This window comes from Streptomyces sp. NPDC047981 (assembly GCF_040653315.1).
Taxonomy (GTDB): domain Bacteria; phylum Actinomycetota; class Actinomycetes; order Streptomycetales; family Streptomycetaceae; genus Streptomyces.
Genome location: NZ_JBEZNQ010000001.1, coordinates 123,857 through 142,414, shown reverse-complemented (window position 1 = coordinate 142,414; position 18,558 = coordinate 123,857). Strand labels below are relative to the sequence as shown.

Annotated in this window: 14 protein-coding genes; all 14 read left to right on the top strand. The window is 72.6% G+C overall.

Going from position 1 to position 18,558, the window contains the following annotated elements:
• The first annotated feature begins 137 nt into the window (after positions 1 to 137).
• The 14 genes from AB0E14_RS00660 to AB0E14_RS00595 all read left to right on the top strand — a co-directional run bounded on the left by AB0E14_RS00660 (position 138) and on the right by AB0E14_RS00595 (position 18,492).
• Entirely contained in the window at positions 138 to 1,628 is a 1,491-nt protein-coding gene (locus tag AB0E14_RS00660; RefSeq protein WP_362409783.1) for a sugar ABC transporter ATP-binding protein, read from the top strand.
• The gene (locus AB0E14_RS00655) at positions 1,625 to 2,644 is read left to right on the top strand and encodes an ABC transporter permease (protein WP_362409781.1); all 1,020 of its coding nucleotides are present in this window, start codon (positions 1,625 to 1,627) and stop codon (positions 2,642 to 2,644) included. The genes AB0E14_RS00660 and AB0E14_RS00655 overlap by 4 nt, the downstream gene beginning before the upstream one ends.
• Before the next feature lie 58 nt (positions 2,645 to 2,702).
• The gene (locus tag AB0E14_RS00650) at positions 2,703 to 3,740 is read left to right on the top strand and encodes a substrate-binding domain-containing protein (RefSeq protein WP_362409779.1); all 1,038 of its coding nucleotides are present in this window, start codon (positions 2,703 to 2,705) and stop codon (positions 3,738 to 3,740) included.
• Between the two features lie 202 nt (positions 3,741 to 3,942).
• Positions 3,943 to 5,094 (top strand): Gfo/Idh/MocA family oxidoreductase, encoded by a 1,152-nt coding sequence (locus AB0E14_RS00645; RefSeq protein WP_362410330.1) that lies wholly within the window; start codon positions 3,943 to 3,945, stop codon positions 5,092 to 5,094.
• Positions 5,095 to 5,107: 13 nt separating this feature from the next.
• Positions 5,108 to 6,112: a sugar phosphate isomerase/epimerase family protein gene (locus AB0E14_RS00640; RefSeq protein WP_362409777.1), complete on the top strand. Its 1,005-nt coding sequence runs from the start codon at positions 5,108 to 5,110 to the stop codon at positions 6,110 to 6,112.
• A 270-nt stretch (positions 6,113 to 6,382) separates the two neighbouring features.
• Complete coding sequence (locus AB0E14_RS00635) at positions 6,383 to 10,072, top strand: ThuA domain-containing protein (RefSeq protein ID WP_362409775.1); 3,690 nt, start codon at positions 6,383 to 6,385, stop codon at positions 10,070 to 10,072.
• An 83-nt stretch (positions 10,073 to 10,155) separates the two neighbouring features.
• Positions 10,156 to 11,271, top strand: a complete 1,116-nt coding sequence (locus AB0E14_RS00630; protein WP_362409773.1) for an inositol-3-phosphate synthase — start codon at positions 10,156 to 10,158, stop codon at positions 11,269 to 11,271.
• Positions 11,268 to 12,395 (top strand): SCO3242 family prenyltransferase, encoded by a 1,128-nt coding sequence (locus AB0E14_RS00625; RefSeq protein WP_362409771.1) that lies wholly within the window; start codon positions 11,268 to 11,270, stop codon positions 12,393 to 12,395. The genes AB0E14_RS00630 and AB0E14_RS00625 overlap by 4 nt, the downstream gene beginning before the upstream one ends.
• Positions 12,392 to 13,375, top strand: a complete 984-nt coding sequence (locus tag AB0E14_RS00620) for a sugar phosphate isomerase/epimerase family protein (protein ID WP_362409769.1) — start codon at positions 12,392 to 12,394, stop codon at positions 13,373 to 13,375. Before AB0E14_RS00625 ends, AB0E14_RS00620 begins: the two co-directional genes overlap by 4 nt.
• Positions 13,369 to 13,932: an EboA domain-containing protein gene (locus AB0E14_RS00615; RefSeq protein WP_362409767.1), complete on the top strand. Its 564-nt coding sequence runs from the start codon at positions 13,369 to 13,371 to the stop codon at positions 13,930 to 13,932. Before AB0E14_RS00620 ends, AB0E14_RS00615 begins: the two co-directional genes overlap by 7 nt.
• Positions 13,932 to 14,783, top strand: coding sequence for a TatD family hydrolase (locus AB0E14_RS00610; RefSeq protein WP_362409765.1), 852 nt, complete (start codon positions 13,932 to 13,934; stop codon positions 14,781 to 14,783). Before AB0E14_RS00615 ends, AB0E14_RS00610 begins: the two co-directional genes overlap by 1 nt.
• A 13-nt stretch (positions 14,784 to 14,796) precedes the next feature.
• Positions 14,797 to 15,966 (top strand): metabolite traffic protein EboE, encoded by a 1,170-nt coding sequence (eboE, locus tag AB0E14_RS00605; protein WP_362409763.1) that lies wholly within the window; start codon positions 14,797 to 14,799, stop codon positions 15,964 to 15,966.
• Positions 15,963 to 17,360: a nucleotide pyrophosphatase/phosphodiesterase family protein gene (locus AB0E14_RS00600; protein WP_362409761.1), complete on the top strand. Its 1,398-nt coding sequence runs from the start codon at positions 15,963 to 15,965 to the stop codon at positions 17,358 to 17,360. Before eboE ends, AB0E14_RS00600 begins: the two co-directional genes overlap by 4 nt.
• 49 nt (positions 17,361 to 17,409) lie before the next feature.
• Positions 17,410 to 18,492: a sugar phosphate isomerase/epimerase gene (locus AB0E14_RS00595; protein WP_362409759.1), complete on the top strand. Its 1,083-nt coding sequence runs from the start codon at positions 17,410 to 17,412 to the stop codon at positions 18,490 to 18,492.
• Positions 18,493 to 18,558: the final 66 nt, after the last annotated feature.

The following is an 18,558-nucleotide window of genomic DNA, read 5'->3' as shown; positions in this document are numbered from 1 at the left end:
GGCGCACACCCGCATTCGCCGAGGGGACCCCACCCATGCCTCAAGAACCTCAACCGCCCCAAGAGTCCCAAGCGGCCCAAGAATCCCAAGGGCCCCACGACCCCCGAGATTCCCATGGGCCCCCACCCCTGCTCACCATGTCCGCCATCACCAAGTCCTTCCCCGGGGTCCGCGCCCTCGACGGCGTCGACCTGGAGGTCGCCCCCGGCGAGGTGCACTGCCTCCTCGGGCAGAACGGTGCCGGGAAGTCCACCCTCATCAAGGTCCTCGCAGGCGCCCACCAGCCGGACGGCGGCCGGATCACCTGGCGCGGCGAACCCGTCCAGCTCCGCTCCCCGATCGCCGCCATGCGGCTCGGCATCGCCACCATCTACCAGGAACTCGACCTGGTCGAAGGGCTGTCCGTCGCCGAGAACGTCCACCTCGGACACGAACCCACCAGCGCGGGATTCATCGTCCGCGGCCGCGCCGCCCGTACCGCCACGGCCGCCCTCCTGAAGCGGCTCGGCCACCCCGAGATCGACCCGGCCCGCCGTGTCGGCGAACTCTCCGCCGCGCAGCAGCAGATCGTGTCGATGGCCCGTGCCCTCTCCCACGACGTCCGGCTCATCGTCATGGACGAGCCGTCCGCCGCCCTCGACCCCGACGAGGTCGACAACCTGTTCCGTATCGTCGCCGACCTCACCTCCGCAGGTGTCGCCGTCGTCTACATCTCCCACCGCCTGGAGGAGATCCGCCGCATCGGCGACCGGGTCACCGTGCTCAAGGACGGCCGCGCCGTCGCCGGCGGGCTGCCCGCCGCCTCGACTCCGACGCGTGACATCGTTTCCCTGATGACCGGCCGGAACGTCGAGTACGTCTTCCCGCCGCGTCCCGCCGAACCGCCCGCCGCCGCGCCGGTGCTCCAGGTCCGAGGACTCGCCAGGGAAGGCGAGTTCGAAGCCGTCGACCTCGAACTGCGGCCCGGGGAGATCGTCGGCCTCGCCGGCCTCGTCGGATCAGGACGCTCCGAGATCCTGGAGACGATCTACGGCGCCAGGAAGGCCGGAGCGGGCCAGGTCCTCGTCGACGGCCGGGCCCTGCGCCCCGGCAGCGTACGCGCCGCCGTGCGCGCCGGACTCGGTCTCGCCCCCGAAGAACGCAAGGCCCAGGGCCTGCTGATGCTGGAGTCCGTCACCCGCAACGTCTCGGTGTCCACGCTCGCCCGTTTCGCCCGCGCCGGCTGGATCGACCGTACCGGCGAACGCGAGGCCGCCCGGGCGGCCACCCGGGAGCTGTCGCTCCGCCCGGAGAACCCCGACGTCCCGGTCCGCACCCTCTCGGGCGGCAACCAGCAGAAGGCCGTCCTCGCCCGCTGGCTGCTGCGCGGCTGCCGCGTCCTGCTGCTGGACGAGCCGACCCGCGGCGTGGACGTCGGCGCCCGCGCCGAGCTGTACGCCGTCATCCGGCGCCTCGCGGACGACGGACTCGCCGTCCTCCTGGTGTCGAGCGAGGTCCCCGAGGTGCTGGGCCTCGCCGACCGGGTCCTGGTGCTCAGGGAGGGCCGGGTCGTCCACACGGCACCCGCCCGGGAGCTCGACGAACACCGCGTACTCGACCTCGTGATGGAAGGGAGCCCCCGCTCATGACGCTGTCCACCGCCAAGACCGCCAAGACCGCCGGGGCGTCGGCGCAGGACGGCGGCCGGCGCCCGCTCGGTCTGCGGGCCGATGTCCGCAACCTCTCCCTGCTCGGCGTCCTCGCCGTCCTGATCGCGGTCGGCGGACTCACCCGCCCCGACGAGTTCCTCGCCGTCTCCAACCTCCAACTCGTGCTGACCCAGGCCTCCGTGATCGGCGTCGTCACCGTCGGCATGACCTTCGTCATCACCAGCGGCGGCATCGACCTCTCGGTCGGCGCGATCGTCGCCCTCGCCTCCGTGTGGGCGACGACGCTGGCGACCCAGGAGTACGGATTCGCCGGCATCCTCTTCACGGCCGTCGTGGTGGGGGTCGGGTGCGGCCTGGTGAACGGGCTGCTCGTCGCGTACGGCGGGATGGTCCCGTTCATCGCGACCCTCGCCATGCTCGCCTCGGCCCGCGGCCTCGCCCTGCAGATCACCGACGGCCGCACCCAGATCGTCAGCGTCGAATCGGTCCTCGACCTCGGCATCCCGGACGCCTACATCCTGGGGATCCCGCCGCTCGTCCTGGTCTTCGCCGCCGTCACCGTCCTCGGCTGGCTGGTTCTCAACCGGACCACCTTCGGCCGCCGCACCGTCGCCGTCGGCGGCAACGCGGAGGCCGCCCGCCTCGCCGGCATCGACGTCCGCCGCCAGCGCCTCTACCTCTATCTGCTCTCCGGCCTGTGCTGCGGCATCGCGGCCTTCCTGCTGATCATCCTCTCCGGCTCGGGCCAGAACACCAACGGCAACCTGTACGAACTCGACGCCATCGCCGCCGCGATCATCGGCGGCACCCTTCTCAGCGGCGGCCGGGGCACCATCGTCGGCTCCGTCCTCGGCGTCCTCGTCTTCACCACGATCACCAACATCTTCGCGCTCAACAACCTGCAGAGCGACGTCCAGCAGATCGCCAAGGGCGCGATCATCGTCGCCGCCGTCCTGGTCCAGCACCGCACCGCCCGCCACGGCGAAACCACCTGACCCCGCCCCCCCCGTACCCGGCACATCTCTCCCTCACCCCCCGAAGGGAACCATCGCCATGCCAGAAACCAGCCGCAGAGGACTGTTGTTCGGCACCGCCGCCGTCTCGGCCGGAGCCCTCCTCACCGCCTGCACCAGCAACGAGCCCAAGAGCCAGGCCCCGGCCGCGAGCAACGTGCCCGCCGCCGACGACAAGCCCGGCACTCCCGTCACCATCGGTTTCGCCGGCCCCCAGGCCGATCACGGCTGGCTCAACGCCATCAACCAGAACGCCAAGGACCGGGCGAAGAAGTACTCCGAGGTGACCCTGGAGATCACCGAGGGCTCCAACGACACGGCCGTGCAGATCGGCCAGATCCAGACCCTGATCAACAAGAAGGTCGACGTCCTCGTCATCCTGCCCGCCGACGGCAAGGCCCTCACACAGGTCGGCCTCCAGGCCATGAAGGCCGGCATCCCCGTCATCAACCTGGACCGGATCTTCGCCTCTCCGCAGGCCTACCGCTGCTGGATCGGCGGCGACAACTACGGCATGGGGCTCAACGCCGGCCGCTACATCGGCGAGCAGCTCAAGGACAAGCCGAACGCCACGGTGATCGAACTCGCGGGCATGGACAGCCTGGAGCTGACCAAGCAGCGCACCCAGGGCTTCGACGACGCCCTCAAGAACTACCCCAACATCCGCAAGGTGGCCCGGCAGGCGGCCGACTTCACCGTCGAGTCCGGCCAGGCCAAGATGGCACAACTCCTGCAGGCCCAGCCGAAGTTCGACGCCCTGTGGAACCACGACGACGACCAGGGTGTGGGCGCGCTGCGGGCCATCGCCCAGGCCGGCCGCAAGGACTTCCTGATGGTCGGCGGCGCGGGCGCCAAGTCCGCGATGGACGCCATCAAGGCCGACGACGGGGTGCTCAAGGCCACCGTCCTCTACCCGCCGACCATGTCCGCCTCCGCGATCGACCTGGCGCGTGCGCTGGGCCAGAAGAAGGGTGTCGGCGGCCTGTCCGAGCTGGAGATCCCGGCCTCCCTCACCCTCTACTCGGCCGTCGTGACCAAGGAGAACGTCGACGAGTACCTGCCCACCGGCTTCAGCTGAGCGGGCCCGGGCCGCCGGCCCGAGCCCGGCACCCCCCACCGTGCAACCGACGAGGAGGAACCCTATGGAACAGCGGGAGAGCGAAGGCGACGAGACCACGCCGACGGCAGCCCGGACGTCGACGACGGCCGCGACGGTCGAGGCGGCCGAGACCGTCGAGGTGGGCGAGGCGGCCGGCGCGGCGCCGACGCTCGGCATCGGCATGGTCGGCTATGCCTTCATGGGCGCCGCCCACTCCCAGGCGTGGCGCACCGCGGGGCGCGTCTTCGACCTGCCGCTGCGGCCCGTCCTCGCCGCTGTCGCCGGCCGGGACCGGGCCGCCGTACGGGCGGCCGCGGACAAGCACGGCTGGGCCGCCGCCGAGACCGACTGGCGCGCCCTGGTCGCCCGGGACGACGTCCAGCTCGTGGACGTCTGCACCCCGGGCGACAGCCACGCCGAGATCGCGGTCGCCGCCCTGGAGGCGGGCAAGCACGTCCTGTGCGAGAAGCCGCTCGCCAACTCCGTCGCCGAGGCCGAGGCCATGGTCGCCGCCGCCGAGGCGGCGGCGGCCCGGGGCCAGGTCGCCATGGTCGGCTTCAACTACCGGCGGGTGCCGGCCCTCGCGTACGCCCGCCGGCTCGTCGCCGAGGGCAGGCTCGGCGCGCTGCGGCACGTGCGGGTCACCTATCTGCAGGACTGGCTCGTCGACCCGGGCTTCCCGCTGACCTGGCGCCTGGAGCGCGCGCACGCCGGGTCCGGGGCTCTCGGCGACCTCGGTGCGCACGCCGTCGACCTCGCCCAGTACCTCGCGGGGGAGCTCCTGGTCGGGGTCTCGGCGCTCACCGAGACCTTCGTGCGGGAGCGGCCGCTGCTCGCGGGCGTGTCCGCGGGACTCTCCGGCGCCGCCGGGGGAGCGGCGTACGGGGCGGTGACGGTGGACGACGCGGCGCTGTTCACCGGGCGGCTGGCGTCCGGGGCGCTCGCCTCCTTCGAGGCGACCCGGATGGCCGCCGGGCGGAAGAACGCGCTGCGGATCGAGCTCAACGGCGAGAAGGGTTCGCTCGCCTTCGACCTGGAGCGGCTCAACGAGCTCTCGTTCCACGACCACACCGAGCCGGCCGTCGCCGCGGGCTTCCGCCGGATCCTCGTGACCGAGCCCGGCCATCCGTACTTGGAGGGCTGGTGGCCGCCCGGTCATGCCCTCGGCTACGAGCACACCTTCGTCCACCAGGCCCGCGACCTGGTCCTCGCCGTCGCGCACGGGACCGGTCCTGTCCCGTCGTTCGCGGACGGGCTCCAGGTGCAGCGGGTGCTCGCCGCCGTGGAGGAGAGCGCCGAGAAGAACGCCGTCTACACCCCCGTCCAGGTCTAGGAGGCCGTCGACCGTGTCCCGTCCCTTCACCCTGTTCACCGGCCAGTGGGCCGACCTGCCGCTCGAGGAGGTCTGCCGGCTCGCCCGCGACTTCGGCTACGACGGCCTCGAACTCGCCTGCTGGGGCGATCACTTCGAGGTCGACAAGGCCCTCGCCGACCCGTCGTACGTGGAGGGCCGCCACGCCCTCCTCGAGAAGTACGGCCTGAAGTGCTGGGCGATCTCCAACCATCTGGTCGGCCAGGCGGTCTGCGACCATCCCATCGACGAGCGCCACCAGGCGATCGTGCCGGCCCGGATCTGGGGCGACGGGGAGCCGGAGGGCGTACGGCGGCGGGCGGCGCGCGAACTGGCCGACACCGCCCGGGCCGCCGCCGCGCTCGGCGTCGACACCGTCATCGGCTTCACCGGCTCGTCGATCTGGCACCTGGTGGCGATGTTCCCGCCGGTCCCCGAGCGCATGATCGAGCGCGGCTACGAGGACTTCGCGGAGCGCTGGAACCCGATCCTGGACGTGTTCGACGCGGAGGGTGTGCGGTTCGCGCACGAGGTCCATCCGAGCGAGATCGCGTACGACTACTGGACCACCCAGCGGGCCCTCGACGCGGTGGACCGCCGGCCGGCCTTCGGGCTGAACTTCGACCCGAGCCATTTCGTCTGGCAGGACCTGGACCCTGTCGGCTTCCTCTGGGACTTCCGCGACCGGATCTACCACGTGGACTGCAAGGAGGCGCGCAAGCGGCTCGACGGACGCAACGGGCGGCTCGGCTCGCACCTGCCGTGGGGCGACCCCCGGCGCGGCTGGGACTTCGTCTCGGCCGGCCACGGTGACGTGCCGTGGGAGGACGTCTTCCGGATGCTCCGCTCGATCGGCTACGTGGGGCCCGTCTCGGTGGAGTGGGAGGACGCCGGGATGGACCGTCTCACCGGCGCTCCGGAAGCGCTTGCCCACCTCAAGCGCTTCGACTTCGACCCGCCCTCGGCCTCCTTCGACGCGGCGTTCGGTGGCCGCGACTAGACCGAGGACTGCCTGTGTACGCAGCTGGGAGCCCGGGTGGCGGCGACGTCACCCGGGCGGCCCCGCCCTGCCCTCACCCGGCTTTGTCCTGTCGCGGTGAAAAGTTCGACGGGAGCGGTGCGCAAGGGCTTTCCGGCCCGGACGAACCCCGCTACCGTCCCTGATGTGTACATGACGTATCTGTGAACGCGTGAAGGTTGCGACCAGCGTGACGGCGCGCGCCGGTCCCCGGACACCCGCACCCACCCGGCCCTACTCCGGAGGACATTCGTGCACAGCAAGAAACGCCCCCGAGCCAGAAAGCCCCTCGCCCTCCTCGCCGCCGGACTCCTCGCCCTCGGCGGCCAGCAGGCCCTCGCCGCGGAGACCGAGAACGGCACCGCCGCCCCCGCGGCCGCCGCGGAGGAGTTCCAGCAGGTCACCCTCGCCAAGGGCGGCGAGGAGGTCGGCGAACCGATGTCGCTCGCCGTGCTCCCCGACCGGAGCGTCCTGCACACCTCGCGGGGCGGCGAGCTGCGTCGCACCGACGCCGCCGGCAACACCACGGTCATCGGTACCGTCCCCGTCTACTCCCACGACGAGGAAGGCCTCCAGGGCATCGGCCTGGACCCGGACTTCGCCACGAACAAGGCCCTCTACCTCTACTACGCCCCGCCGCTCGACACCCCCGCCGGGGACGCCCCCGAGAACGGCACGGCGGCCGACTTCGCGCAGTACGAGGGCGTCAACCGCCTCTCCCGCTTCACGCTGAAGGCGGACGGCACCCTCGACAACGCCAGCGAGAAGAAGGTCATCGACATCCCCGCCACCCGGGGCATCTGCTGCCACGTCGGCGGCGACATCGACTTCGACGCGCAGGGCAACCTCTACCTGTCGACCGGCGACGACTCCAACCCCTTCGCCTCCGACGGCTTCACCCCCATCGACGAACGCCCCGGCCGCAACCCCGCGTTCGACGCCCGGCGGACCTCCGGCAACACCAACGACCTGCGCGGCAAGATCCTGCGGATCAAGGTCGCCGCGGACGGCTCGTACACCGTCCCCGACGGCAACCTCTTCGCCCCCGGCACCGACAAGACCCGCCCCGAGATCTACGCGATGGGCTTCCGCAACCCGTTCCGCTTCAGCGTCGACAAGGCGACCGGCATCCTCTACGTCGGCGACTACGGCCCCGACGCGGGCGCCGCCGACCCCAAGCGCGGACCCGCCGGCCAGGTCGAGTTCGCCCGGATCACCAAGCCCGGCAACTTCGGCTGGCCGTTCTGCACCGGCAAGAACGACGCCTACGTCGACTACGACTTCGCGACCAAGGTCTCCGGCGCCGCCTTCGACTGCGCCGCGCCGAAGAACGACTCGCCGTACAACACCGGACTCGTCGACCTCCCGCCTGCCGAACCCGCCTGGCTCCCCTACGACGGCGGCTCCGTACCGGAGTTCGGCACCGGATCCGAGTCCCCGATGGGCGGACCCGTCTACCGCTACGACCCCGCCTCCACCTCCCCGGTCAAGTTCCCCGAGGCCTACGACGGCGACTTCTTCGCCGGGGAGTTCGGCCGGCGCTGGATCAAGCGCGTCGAGCAGGGCGCCGACGGCACCGTGCAGTCCATCAACCCCGTGCCGTGGACCGGCACCCAGGTGATGGACATGGCCTTCGGCCCCGACGGAGCCCTGTACGTCCTCGACTACGGCACCGCCTGGTTCGGCGGCGACCACAACTCCGGGCTCTACCGCATCGAGAACGCCACCGGCGGACGCTCCCCGGTTGCCGAGGCGAGCGCGAACAAGACGTCCGGCACGTCACCGCTGAAGGTCGCCTTCTCCTCCGCCGGCACCACCGACGACGACGGCGACGCCCTCACCTACAGCTGGGAGTTCGGCGACGGCGGCACGTCCACGGCCGCCAACCCCACCTACACGTACCGGAAGAACGGCACCTACACCGCGACCGTGACCGCGAAGGACACGACCGGACGCACCGGTTCGGCCTCCGTCCGGGTCGTCGTCGGCAACACCGCACCCAAGGTCACCCTCGAACTCCCGGCGGAAGGCGCCCTGTTCGCCTTCGGTGACGAGGTGCCCTTCAAGGTCACGGTCACCGACCCGGAGGACGGCGCGATCGACTGCGCCAAGGTCAAGGTCACCTACGTCCTCGGCCACGACAGCCACGGCCACCCGGTCACCTCGGCCAACGGCTGCTCCGGCACCATCAAGACCTCCGCCGACGGCGGCCACGACGACGACGCCAACATCTTCGCCGTCTTCGACGCCGAGTACACCGACGGCGGAGGCGGCGGCCAGGCCGCGCTCACCACCCACGACCAGGCCAAGCTCCAGCCGCGCCACCGCCAGGCCGAGCACTTCGACGGCCAGCAGGGCATCCGTACGTACGACAAGGCCGAGGCGAACGGCGGACGGACCGTCGGCGACATCGACAACGGCGACTGGATCTCGCTCAAGCCCTACAACCTCGCCGGGGCCACCAAGCTGACCGCCCGGGTCTCCTCCGGCGGCGCGGGCGGCTTCCTCGAAGTCCGCACCGGCTCGCCCACCGGCACCCTGCACGGCTCGGCGCCCGTCCCCGTCACCGGCGGCTGGGAGACCTTCCAGGACATCGACGTACCCCTGCGGAACGTGCCCCGCACGACCACCGAACTCTTCCTCGTCTTCAAGGGCGGAGCGGGCGCCCTCTACGACGTGGACGACTTCACGATCTCCAGCGCCCCGATCGACCGGAACGCCAAGCGCGTCCTCGTGTTCTCCCGTACCGCCGGCTTCCGGCACGACTCCATCGGCACCGGAGTCACCGCGCTGAAGGAACTCGGCGCGCAGAGCGGCATCACCGTCGACGCGACCGAGGAGCCCCGCCAGTTCACCACCAACAACCTCGCCCGCTACGACGCCGTGGTCTTCCTCTCCACCACCGGTGACGTCCTCAACGCCGAACAGCAGACCGCCTTCGAGCACTACGTCTCCACCGGCGGCGGCTACATGGGCATCCACGCGGCCGCCGACACCGAGTACGACTGGGAGTTCTACGGCGGCCTCGTCGGCGCCCACTTCCAGTCGCACCCGCAGATCCAGCCGGCCACCGTACGCGTCGAGGACCACGACCACCCGGCCACCGAGCACCTCGACGCCACCTGGCAGCGCACCGACGAGTGGTACAACTACCGCACCAACCCGCGCGGTCAGGCCCGGATCCTCGCCACCCTCGACGAGACCACCTACGAGGGCGGCACCATGAAGGGCGACCACCCGATCGCCTGGTGCAAGTCCTACGGCGGCGGGCGGTCCTTCTACACCGGCGGCGGCCACACCAAGGAGTCCTACGCCGAGCCGGCCTTCCGGCAGCACCTCCTCGGCGGACTGCGGTACGCCACCGGGCAGACCGCGGCCGACTGCCGGCCGCAGACCGGCTACCGCGAGCTCTTCAACGGAGAGACCCGCGAGGGCTGGAAGCAGGCCGGACCGGGCAGCTTCGACGTCGTCGACGGTGAACTGCGCTCGGTCGGCGGCATGGGGATGCTCTGGTACCAGGCCAAGGAGTTCTCCTCCTACTCGCTGACGCTCGACTGGAAGGCGGCGGGCGACGACAACTCCGGCATCTTCGTCGGCTTCCCCGCCTCCGACGACCCCTGGTCGGCGGTGAACAAGGGCTACGAGATCCAGATCGACGCGACCGACGCCGCCGACCGCACCACCGGAGCGGTCTACGGCTTCAAGTCCGCCAACCTCGCGGCCCGCGACGCCGTGCTCAGGCCGCCGGGCCAGTGGAACAGCTACGAGATCCGCGTCCAGGGCGAACGCCTCCAGGTGTTCCTCAACGGGGTGAAGATCAACGACTTCACCAACACCGACCCGGCACGGAGCCTCAAGGACGGCCACATCGGCATCCAGAACCACGGAGCCGCCGACCAGGTGTCCTTCCGCGCCATCAAGCTCAGGGAGCTCCCCTCGTAGAGCCCCCTGCCCAGTCGGCGGCGGGCGGGGAGGCGCCGTACCCCCCGCCCGCCGTCTCCACCACAGTCCAGGGAGGCAGGGTCGTGACATCCACAGGAACACGCACGGGAATCTGGCTGGTCGGAGCGAGAGGCTCCGTCGCCACCACGGCGGTCGCGGGCTGCGCGGCCGCCACGGCCGGCCTGCACCCACCGACCGGCATGGTGACGGAGACCGCCCCCTTCGCCTCCGCCGGACTCCCGCCCCTCGCCTCCCTCGTCTTCGGCGGACACGACACGGCGACGTGTCCGCTGCCCAAGCGGGCCGAGCACCTCACCGTCGCGGGCGTCCTCCCGCACGGCCTCGCCCCGGCCGTCGCGGCCGAACTGGGCGCCGCCGACGCGGAGATCCGCCCCGGTGGCCCGCTGCCCGGCGACACGCGCACGGAGGAGGAGCTGATCACCTCCTTCGCCGCCGACCTGACGGACTTCAGGATCCGGCTGGAACTGGACCGCGTCGTCGTGATCAATGTTGCCTCCACGGAGCCGGCGTCGGGGGGCGCCGGGCTCCCGCCCAGCTCCCTCTACGCCGCCGCCGCGCTCCGCGCCGGCTGCCCCTACGTCAACTTCACCCCCTCGACCGGGCTGCGCCACCCCGCCCTCACCGACACCGTCGCGGCGAGCGGCCTTCCCCACGCGGGCCGCGACGGCAAGACCGGCCAGACCCTGCTGCGCTCCGTCCTCGCCCCGATGTTCCTCCAGCGCGCCCTGACCGTACGGGCCTGGTCCGGCACCAACCTGCTGGGCGGCGGAGACGGCGCGGCCCTCGCCGACCCGGCCGCCGCGGCCGCCAAGAACGCGGGCAAGGAACGGGTCCTCGCGGACGTCTTCGGCCACGCCCCCGAGGGCGAGGTCCACATCGACGACGTCCCGGCCCTGGGGGAGTGGAAGACGGCCTGGGACCACATCGCCTTCGAGGGCTTCCTCGGCTCCCGGATGGTCCTCCAGACCACGTGGCAGGGGTGCGACTCGGCCCTCGCCGCGCCCCTCGTCCTGGACCTGGCCCGGCTGACCGCCCGTGCCCACGAGAACGGCCTCTCCGGTCCTCTCTCCGACCTCGCCTTCTACTTCAAGGATCCGGAGGGCGAGGCCCCCGCGGGCCTCGCGGACCAGTACGCCCGCCTCGTCTCCTTCGCGGCCCGCCTGGGGGAGGCCCGGTGAGCCGGGCGCGCGGACGCGTCACGGCCTGGGCGGAACTGCTGCGGGTCTCCGCCCTCGCCACCGTGCCCGGCGACGCCCTCGCGGGCGCGGCGGCGGCCGGCCTGCGCCCCAACCGCTCCACCCTCCTCGCCATCGGCTCCTCCCTGTGCCTGTACGAGGCGGGCATGGCGCTCAACGACTGGGCGGACCGCGCCGAGGACGCCGTGGACCGCCCGGGGCGCCCCCTCCCCTCCGGCCGCGTCACCCCGCGCGCCGCCCTCGCCGCCTCCGCCGTCCTGACGGCCGCCGGGCTCGCGCTCGCCGCCCGCGCGGGCCGCCCCGCCCTGGCCACGGCCACCGCGCTGACGGCGACGGTCTGGGCGTACGACCTCCACCTCAAGCACACCCCGGCGGCCCCCGCCACGATGGCCGCGGCCCGCGCCCTGGACGTCCTCCTCGGCGCGGTCGCCACGGCGAACTCCTGCGCTCTCCGCGCCCCCCGAGCCGCGGCCCTGGGCGCGGCCGGCGCCGTCGGCGCCCACACCTACGCGGTCACCGCGGTCTCCCGCCACGAGACCCAGGGCGGCTCGACCCGCACCCCCCTGCTGGCCCTCGCGACCACCCTGACCCTCGCGGCCCTCACGACCCGCCCCTCGAAGCAGCCCACGCTCCCGGCCGCCGGGCGCCCCATCGCCCCGGCGACGGCCCGGGGAGCCGCCGTGGCGGGCGGACCCACCGCCCCGGCCGCCACCGGCTCCCAGACGCGACCCGCCACCCCGGCCACCGCGCGGCCCGCTACTCCGGCCACCGCGCGACCCGCTGCTCCGGCGAGCGCGCGGGTCGCTGCTCCGGCCACCGCGCGACCTGCTACTCCGGCCAGCGCGCGGGTCGCCGCCGCGGCGGGCCCGCTGGTCACGGCGGCCCTCGCCGCCACCTACGCCCGCACCCCCGCCACCCCCCTCCTCCACGCGGCCCTCAACCCGTCACCGCCCCTCACCCAGCGCTCCGTCGGCGCCGGCATCCGTGCCCTGATCCCGCTCCAGGCCACCCTCGCCGCCCGGTCGGGCGCGCCGGGCACCGCACTTCTGGTGCTCGGCCTCGCCCCCCTCGCCCGAGCCCTCGCCCGGAAGGTGAGCCCGACATGAGTGCACACCACACACCCGGACCCGCCCCCACCCCGATCCTCAACCCCGCCCGCACCTCCACCTCCACCCCCACCCCGCCGGGCATCCGCCTCGGGTACGGCACCAACGGCCTCACCGACCTCCGGCTCGACGACGCTCTCGCCGTCCTCGCCGACCTCGGGTACGAGGGCGTCGGCCTCACCCTCGACCACATGCACCTCGACCCCCTCGCCCCCGAACTCGCCGCCCGCACCGCCCAGGTGGCCCGGCGCCTGGACGCCGTCGGTCTCGGGGTGACCGTCGAGACCGGCGCCCGCTATGTCCTCGACCCCCGCCGTAAGCACGGCCCGTCACTGCTCGACCCGGACCCCGAGGCCCGTGCCGCCCGCGTCGGTCTCCTGCTCCGCGCGGTCCGGGTGGCCGCCGACCTCGGCGCCCACGCCGTGCACTGCTTCAGCGGCGTCACCCCGGTCGGGACCACGGACGAGACCGCCTGGAAGCGCCTGGCGGAATCCCTCGCTCCCGTCCTCGAAGCGGCGGCCGCCGCCCGGGTCCCCCTCGCCGTCGAGCCCGAACCGGGTCACCTCCTCGCCACCCTCGACGACTTCCACACCCTCCGTTCGCTCCTCGGCGACCCGGACCCCCGCCATCTCGGCCTCACCCTCGACATCGGCCACTGCCAGTGCCTGGAGCCCGCGTCGCCTGCCGACTGCGTCCGGGCCGCCGCACCCTGGCTGCACCACGTCCAGATCGAGGACATGCGCCGCGGGGTCCACGAGCACCTCCCGTTCGGCGACGGCGAGATCGACTTCCCACCCGTCCTCGCCGCCCTCGCCGAACTCACCGCCGCCGGTTACCAGGGCCTGACGGTCGTCGAACTGCCCCGCCACTCCCACGCGGGCCCGGAACTCGCCCGCTCCTCCCTCGCGTTCCTGCGCGGCCACTCCGGACAGCCCGGCCCCTCAGGCCACCCCATCCCACCGAGGGAGCCGACATGCTGAACCCGACCGCCCGGGCCTGGTTCGACGAGGCCCTCACCGCCGCCACCGACCACACCGCCCTCTGGGAGCTGCGCTTCGCCTCCGCCGGCCGGCACTGCGGCCCGGAACACGCCGACTCCGTCCGTGTCGCCCTGCTCCGCGCGGCCCGCGCCGACCCGGCCGTCCTCACCCGGCTCTACCAGCAGGGATCGGCACCCGAGCGCCGCGCCGTCCTCCTCGCCCTCCCCTCCCTCGTCACGGGCCCCGAGGCCCTGCCCCTCGTCGAGGACGCCCTGCGCACCCACGACACCCACCTGATCGCCGCCGCCCTCGGCCCCTACGCCGCCGCCCACCTCGCCCCCCACCCCTGGCGGCACGCCGTCCTCAAGTGCCTCTTCACCGGCGTCCCCCTCGACACCGTCGCCGGACTCCACGACCGCGCCCGCGGTGACTCCGAACTCGCCCGGATGCTCACCGCCTACGCCACCGAACGCACCGCCGCCGGCCGCCCCGTCCCCACCGACCTCCCCCGCGTCCTCGCCCTCACCACCCCCACGGCCCGCCCCGAGGAGTCCTGATGCGCATCTTCGACCCCCACATCCACATGACCTCGCGCACCACGGACGACTACCGCGCGATGTACGACGCCGGAGTCCGCGCCCTGGTCGAGCCCGCCTTCTGGCTCGGCCAGCCCCGCACCTCACCCCACTCCTTCGTCGACTACTTCGACTCCCTCCTCGGCTGGGAACCCTTCCGGGCCGCCCAGTACGGCATCGCCCACCACTGCACCCTCGCCCTCAACCCCAAGGAGGCCAACGACCCCCGCTGCACCCCCGTTCTCGACCTCCTGCCCCGGTACCTCGTCAAGGACAACGTCGTCGCCGTCGGCGAGATCGGCTACGACTCCATGACCCCCGCGGAGGACACCGCCCTCACCGCACAGCTCCAGCTCGCCGCCGACCACGGCCTGCCGGCCCTCGTCCACACCCCGCACCGGGACAAGCTCGCCGGGCTGCGCCGGACCCTCGACGTGGTCCGCGAGTCCGACCTCGCCCCCGACCGGGTGCTGCTCGACCACCTCAACGAGACGACCGTCAAGGAGGCCGCCGACAGCGGCGCCTGGCTCGGCTTCTCCGTCTACCCCGACACCAAGATGGACGAGGACCGCATGGTCGCCGTGCTCAAGGACCACGGCCTGGACCGGGTCCTGGTCAACTCGGCCGCCGACTGGGGCAACAGCGACCCGCTGAAGACCCGCAAGGTCGGCGACGCCATGCTCGCCGCCGGCTTCTCCGACGACGACGTCGACCGCGTGCTGTGGCGCAACCCCGTCGCCTTCTACGGCCTCAGCGGCCGCCTCGATCTCGCCCCTCCTTCCTCCGACGCCCCGACCCATCTGGGCAACTCCGTCCTCCGCGGCGGGGAATGAGGCGGGCCGACCGATGCGCTTCCGCCATCCGGACGGCTCCACCGTCCACCTCGCCTACTGCACCAACGTCCACCCCGCCGAGACCCTCGACGGCGTTCTCGACCAACTGCGCGACCACTGCGAACCCGTCCGTCGGCGCCTCGGCCGTGACCGCCTCGGCATCGGCCTCTGGCTCGCCCGGGACGCCGCCCAGGCCCTGATCAACGACCCCGGCTCGCTGCGCACCCTCCGCGCCGAGATCGACCGCCGAGGCCTGGAGGTCGTCACCCTCAACGGCTTCCCGTACGAGGGCTTCGGCGCCGCGGAGGTCAAGTACCGCGTCTACCAGCCGGACTGGACCCGCCCCGAACGTCTCGCCCACACCGGGGACCTGGCCCGGCTGCTCGCCGCCCTCCTCCCCGACGACGTCACCGAGGGCTCCGTCTCCACTCTTCCGCTCGCCTGGCGCACCTCCTTCGACTCCGGCGCCGAGGCGACCGCCCTCGCCGCGCTGACCACCCTCGCCGAACGCCTCGACGCCCTGGAGGAACTCACCGGGAAGAGCATCCGGATCGGCCTCGAACCGGAACCCGGCTGCACGGTCGAGACCACCGCCGACGCGATCGCCCCCCTCACCGCCGTCTCAAGCCCCCGCGTCGGCGTCTGCCTCGACACCTGTCATCTCGCCACCTCCTTCGAAGACCCGACCACCGCTCTGGAAGCCCTCGGCGCCGCCGGCATCCCCGTCGTCAAGGCCCAGCTCTCCGCCGCCCTGCACGCCGAGCACCCCCATCTCCCGGAGGTCCGCGCCGCGCTCGCCGCCTTCGCCGAGCCCCGCTTCCTCCACCAGACCCGCACCAGGACCGCCGCCGGACTGCGCGGCACCGACGACCTGCCCGAAGCCGTCTCCGGCCGGGCCCTCCCCGACGGCGCCCCCTGGCGCTCCCACTTCCACGTCCCCCTGCACGCCCCGCCCGAGCCTCCACTCACCTCCACTCTTCCGCTCCTCCGCACCACCCTCGCCCTCCTCCTCGGCGGCCCGCGCCCCCGCACCCACCACCTGGAGGTCGAGACCTACACCTGGCAGGCACTCCCGGCGGACCGGCGCCCCCGCAACCGCGCCCGCCTCGCCGACGGCATCGCCGCCGAACTCACCCTGGCCCGCGACCTGCTGACCGACCTCGGCCTCAAGGAACTGCCATGACCAGCCCACGCGGCGACACCCGGCCCACCCCCCTCCTCGTCCTCGACGTCGTCGGTCTCACCCCCCGCCTGCTGGAGCACATGCCCCGCCTGCGGGCCCTCGGCGCGGCCGGCTCACAGGCCCCGCTCACCACCGTCCTGCCGGCCGTCACCTGCACCGCGCAGACCACCTTCCTCACCGGCACCCTCCCTTCCGAGCACGGCATCGTCGCCAACGGCTGGTACTTCCGTGAACTCGGCGACGTCCTGCTCTGGCGCCAGCACAACGGCCTCGTCTCCGGCGACCGGCTCTGGGACGCCGCCCGCCGCGCCCACCCCGGCTACACCGTCGCCAACATCTGCTGGTGGTACGCCATGGGCGCCGACACCGACATCGCCGTCACCCCCCGTCCCGTCTACTACGCCGACGGCCGCAAGGAACCCGACTGCTACACCCGACCACCCGCCCTCCACGACGAACTCACCAAGGAACTCGGCACCTTCCCCCTCTTCCACTTCTGGGGCCCGGGCGCCGACCTGATCTCCAGCCGATGGATCATCGACGCGACCCGCCACATCCTCCGCACCCGCCACCCGGACCTCGCTCTCGCCTACGTCCCGCACCTGGACTACGACCTCCAGCGATACGGCCCGGACGACCCGCGCGCGCTGCGCGCCGCGGCCGACCTGGACACCGCCCTCGCCCCCCTCCTCGACGACGCCCGAGCCGAAGGCCGCACGGTCGTCGCCTTCTCCGAGTACGGCATCACCCGCGTCAGCCGGCCCGTCGACATCAACCGCGCCCTGCGCCGCGCAGGCCTCCTGGAGGTCCACACCCAGGACGGCATGGAGTACCTGGACCCGATGACCTCGCGCGCCTTCGCGGTCGCCGACCACCAGCTCGCCCATGTCTACGTCCGCCGCCCCGAGGACCTCGACACCGTCCGCGAGACCCTCGCCGGGCTGCCCGGCGTTGAGCGGCTCCTGGACGACGAGGGCAAGAAGGAGCACGGTCTCGACCACCCCCGCTCGGGCGAACTGGTCGCCCTCGCCGAGCCCGATGCGTGGTTCACGTACTACTACTGGCTCGACGACACGCTCGCGCCCGACTTCGCCCAGCTCGTCGAGATCCACCGGAAACCCGGTTACGACCCCGCCGAACTCTTCATGGACCCGCTCGATCCGTACGTACGGGTCAGGGCGGCGAAGGCGATCGCCCGCAAGAAGCTCGGCATGCGTTACCGGCTCGCGGTGGTCCCCCTGGACCCCTCACCTATTCGCGGCAGCCATGGCCGCCTCCCCACGAGCGACGACGAAGGTCCGCTCATCCTGTGCTCCACCCCCCGCGCTGTGAGCGGCCGCGTAGCGGCCACCGATGTGAAGTCCCTCTTGCTCCGACTGGCCGGTCTTTCCTGACCGATCTCCAGTGAAGCAGAGACCACCGACAACGAGGAGTTATCCACAGATGACCCGCTCCCGCCGCATCTCGCCCACCACCCCGGACCCGGAGCTGAGCCGCAAGCTCAGCAGACGGAACATGCTCGGCGTCGCCGCCGGCACCACCGCCGCCGCCCTGCTCGGAGCGGCCGCGCCCCAGGCCGCGGCCGCCGACTCGACCGACCGCGGCCCCGGCAAGGACGGTGACCACCACCACGGAAAGGGCCGGCCCGTCCTCCCGCCAGGCCGCCTCGGCATCCAGCTCTACTCCCTCCGCGACAAGGTCTCCACCCTCGGCTTCGCCGCGGTCTTCGCCGAACTGAGCAAGTACGGCTACGACGAGGTCGAGTTCGCCGGGTACAGCCAGGGCTCCGCAGGACCGATCACCCTCGCCGAACTCAAGAAGCTCACCCGCGAACACGGCCTGCGCGGCATCGGCAGCCACGTCGGCTACTACAACGACGGCGACCCGAACGCGTACACCTTCGCGCAGAACCTCGACAAGGTCCTCGACGACGCCCAGGCCCTCGGCCTTCCGCACATCGGCACAGCGTCGGGCCCGTGGCGCTACGGCGCCACCGTCGACGGCTGGAAGCGCTGCGCCGAGGACTTCAACCGGTACGGCGCCGAGGCGAGGAAGCGCGGCATGAAGTTCTACCAGCACAACCACGCCGAAGAGTTCTCCTTCGCCACCGACCGGCCGAACGTCCGGCTCTACGACGTCCTGCTCGCCGAGACCGACCCCGACCTCGTCCACCTCGAAATGGACATCTACTGGGCGCACGTCGCCCAGTTCCGCTTCTCCCGCCGGGCCGACGGCACCCCCGCCCCCTTCGACCCGCTGGACTACGTCCTCGCCCAGCCCCACCGCTATCCGCTCTTCCATGTGAAGGACGGCGAACAGGACGACTCCGTCCGCGACGGCTACCGCATGGCGGACGTCGGGGACGGAGACATCGACTACCGGCGCTTCATCTCGGCGGTGAACCGCACCCACCACGGCTACCGCGCGCACCACTGGCAGGCGGAACACGACAACCCCGTCGAGTCCTTCGCGTTCGCCCGCAAGTCCAGCGCGCACCTGCACTCGCTGCGCGAGAAGCAGCGCTGAGCCGGAGCACCCCGACCAGCCGGAGCACTCCGACCAGCCGTAACTGCCCGTACAGCCGGAACTGCC

Excerpts from the sequence above, each read along its gene's own strand:
- AB0E14_RS00660 (WP_362409783.1), top strand. The coding sequence starts at position 138 with ATGTCCGCCATCACCAAGTCCTTCCCCGGGGTCCGCGCCCTCGACGGC.
- AB0E14_RS00655 (WP_362409781.1), top strand. The coding sequence starts at position 1,625 with ATGACGCTGTCCACCGCCAAGACCGCCAAGACCGCCGGGGCGTCGGCG.
- AB0E14_RS00650 (WP_362409779.1), top strand. The coding sequence starts at position 2,703 with ATGCCAGAAACCAGCCGCAGAGGACTGTTGTTCGGCACCGCCGCCGTC.
- AB0E14_RS00645 (WP_362410330.1), top strand. The coding sequence starts at position 3,943 with ATGGTCGGCTATGCCTTCATGGGCGCCGCCCACTCCCAGGCGTGGCGC.
- AB0E14_RS00620 (WP_362409769.1), top strand. The coding sequence starts at position 12,392 with ATGAGTGCACACCACACACCCGGACCCGCCCCCACCCCGATCCTCAAC.
- AB0E14_RS00615 (WP_362409767.1), top strand. The coding sequence starts at position 13,369 with ATGCTGAACCCGACCGCCCGGGCCTGGTTCGACGAGGCCCTCACCGCC.
- AB0E14_RS00610 (WP_362409765.1), top strand. The coding sequence starts at position 13,932 with ATGCGCATCTTCGACCCCCACATCCACATGACCTCGCGCACCACGGAC.
- eboE (WP_362409763.1), top strand. The coding sequence starts at position 14,797 with ATGCGCTTCCGCCATCCGGACGGCTCCACCGTCCACCTCGCCTACTGC.
- AB0E14_RS00600 (WP_362409761.1), top strand. The coding sequence starts at position 15,963 with ATGACCAGCCCACGCGGCGACACCCGGCCCACCCCCCTCCTCGTCCTC.
- AB0E14_RS00595 (WP_362409759.1), top strand. The coding sequence starts at position 17,410 with ATGACCCGCTCCCGCCGCATCTCGCCCACCACCCCGGACCCGGAGCTG.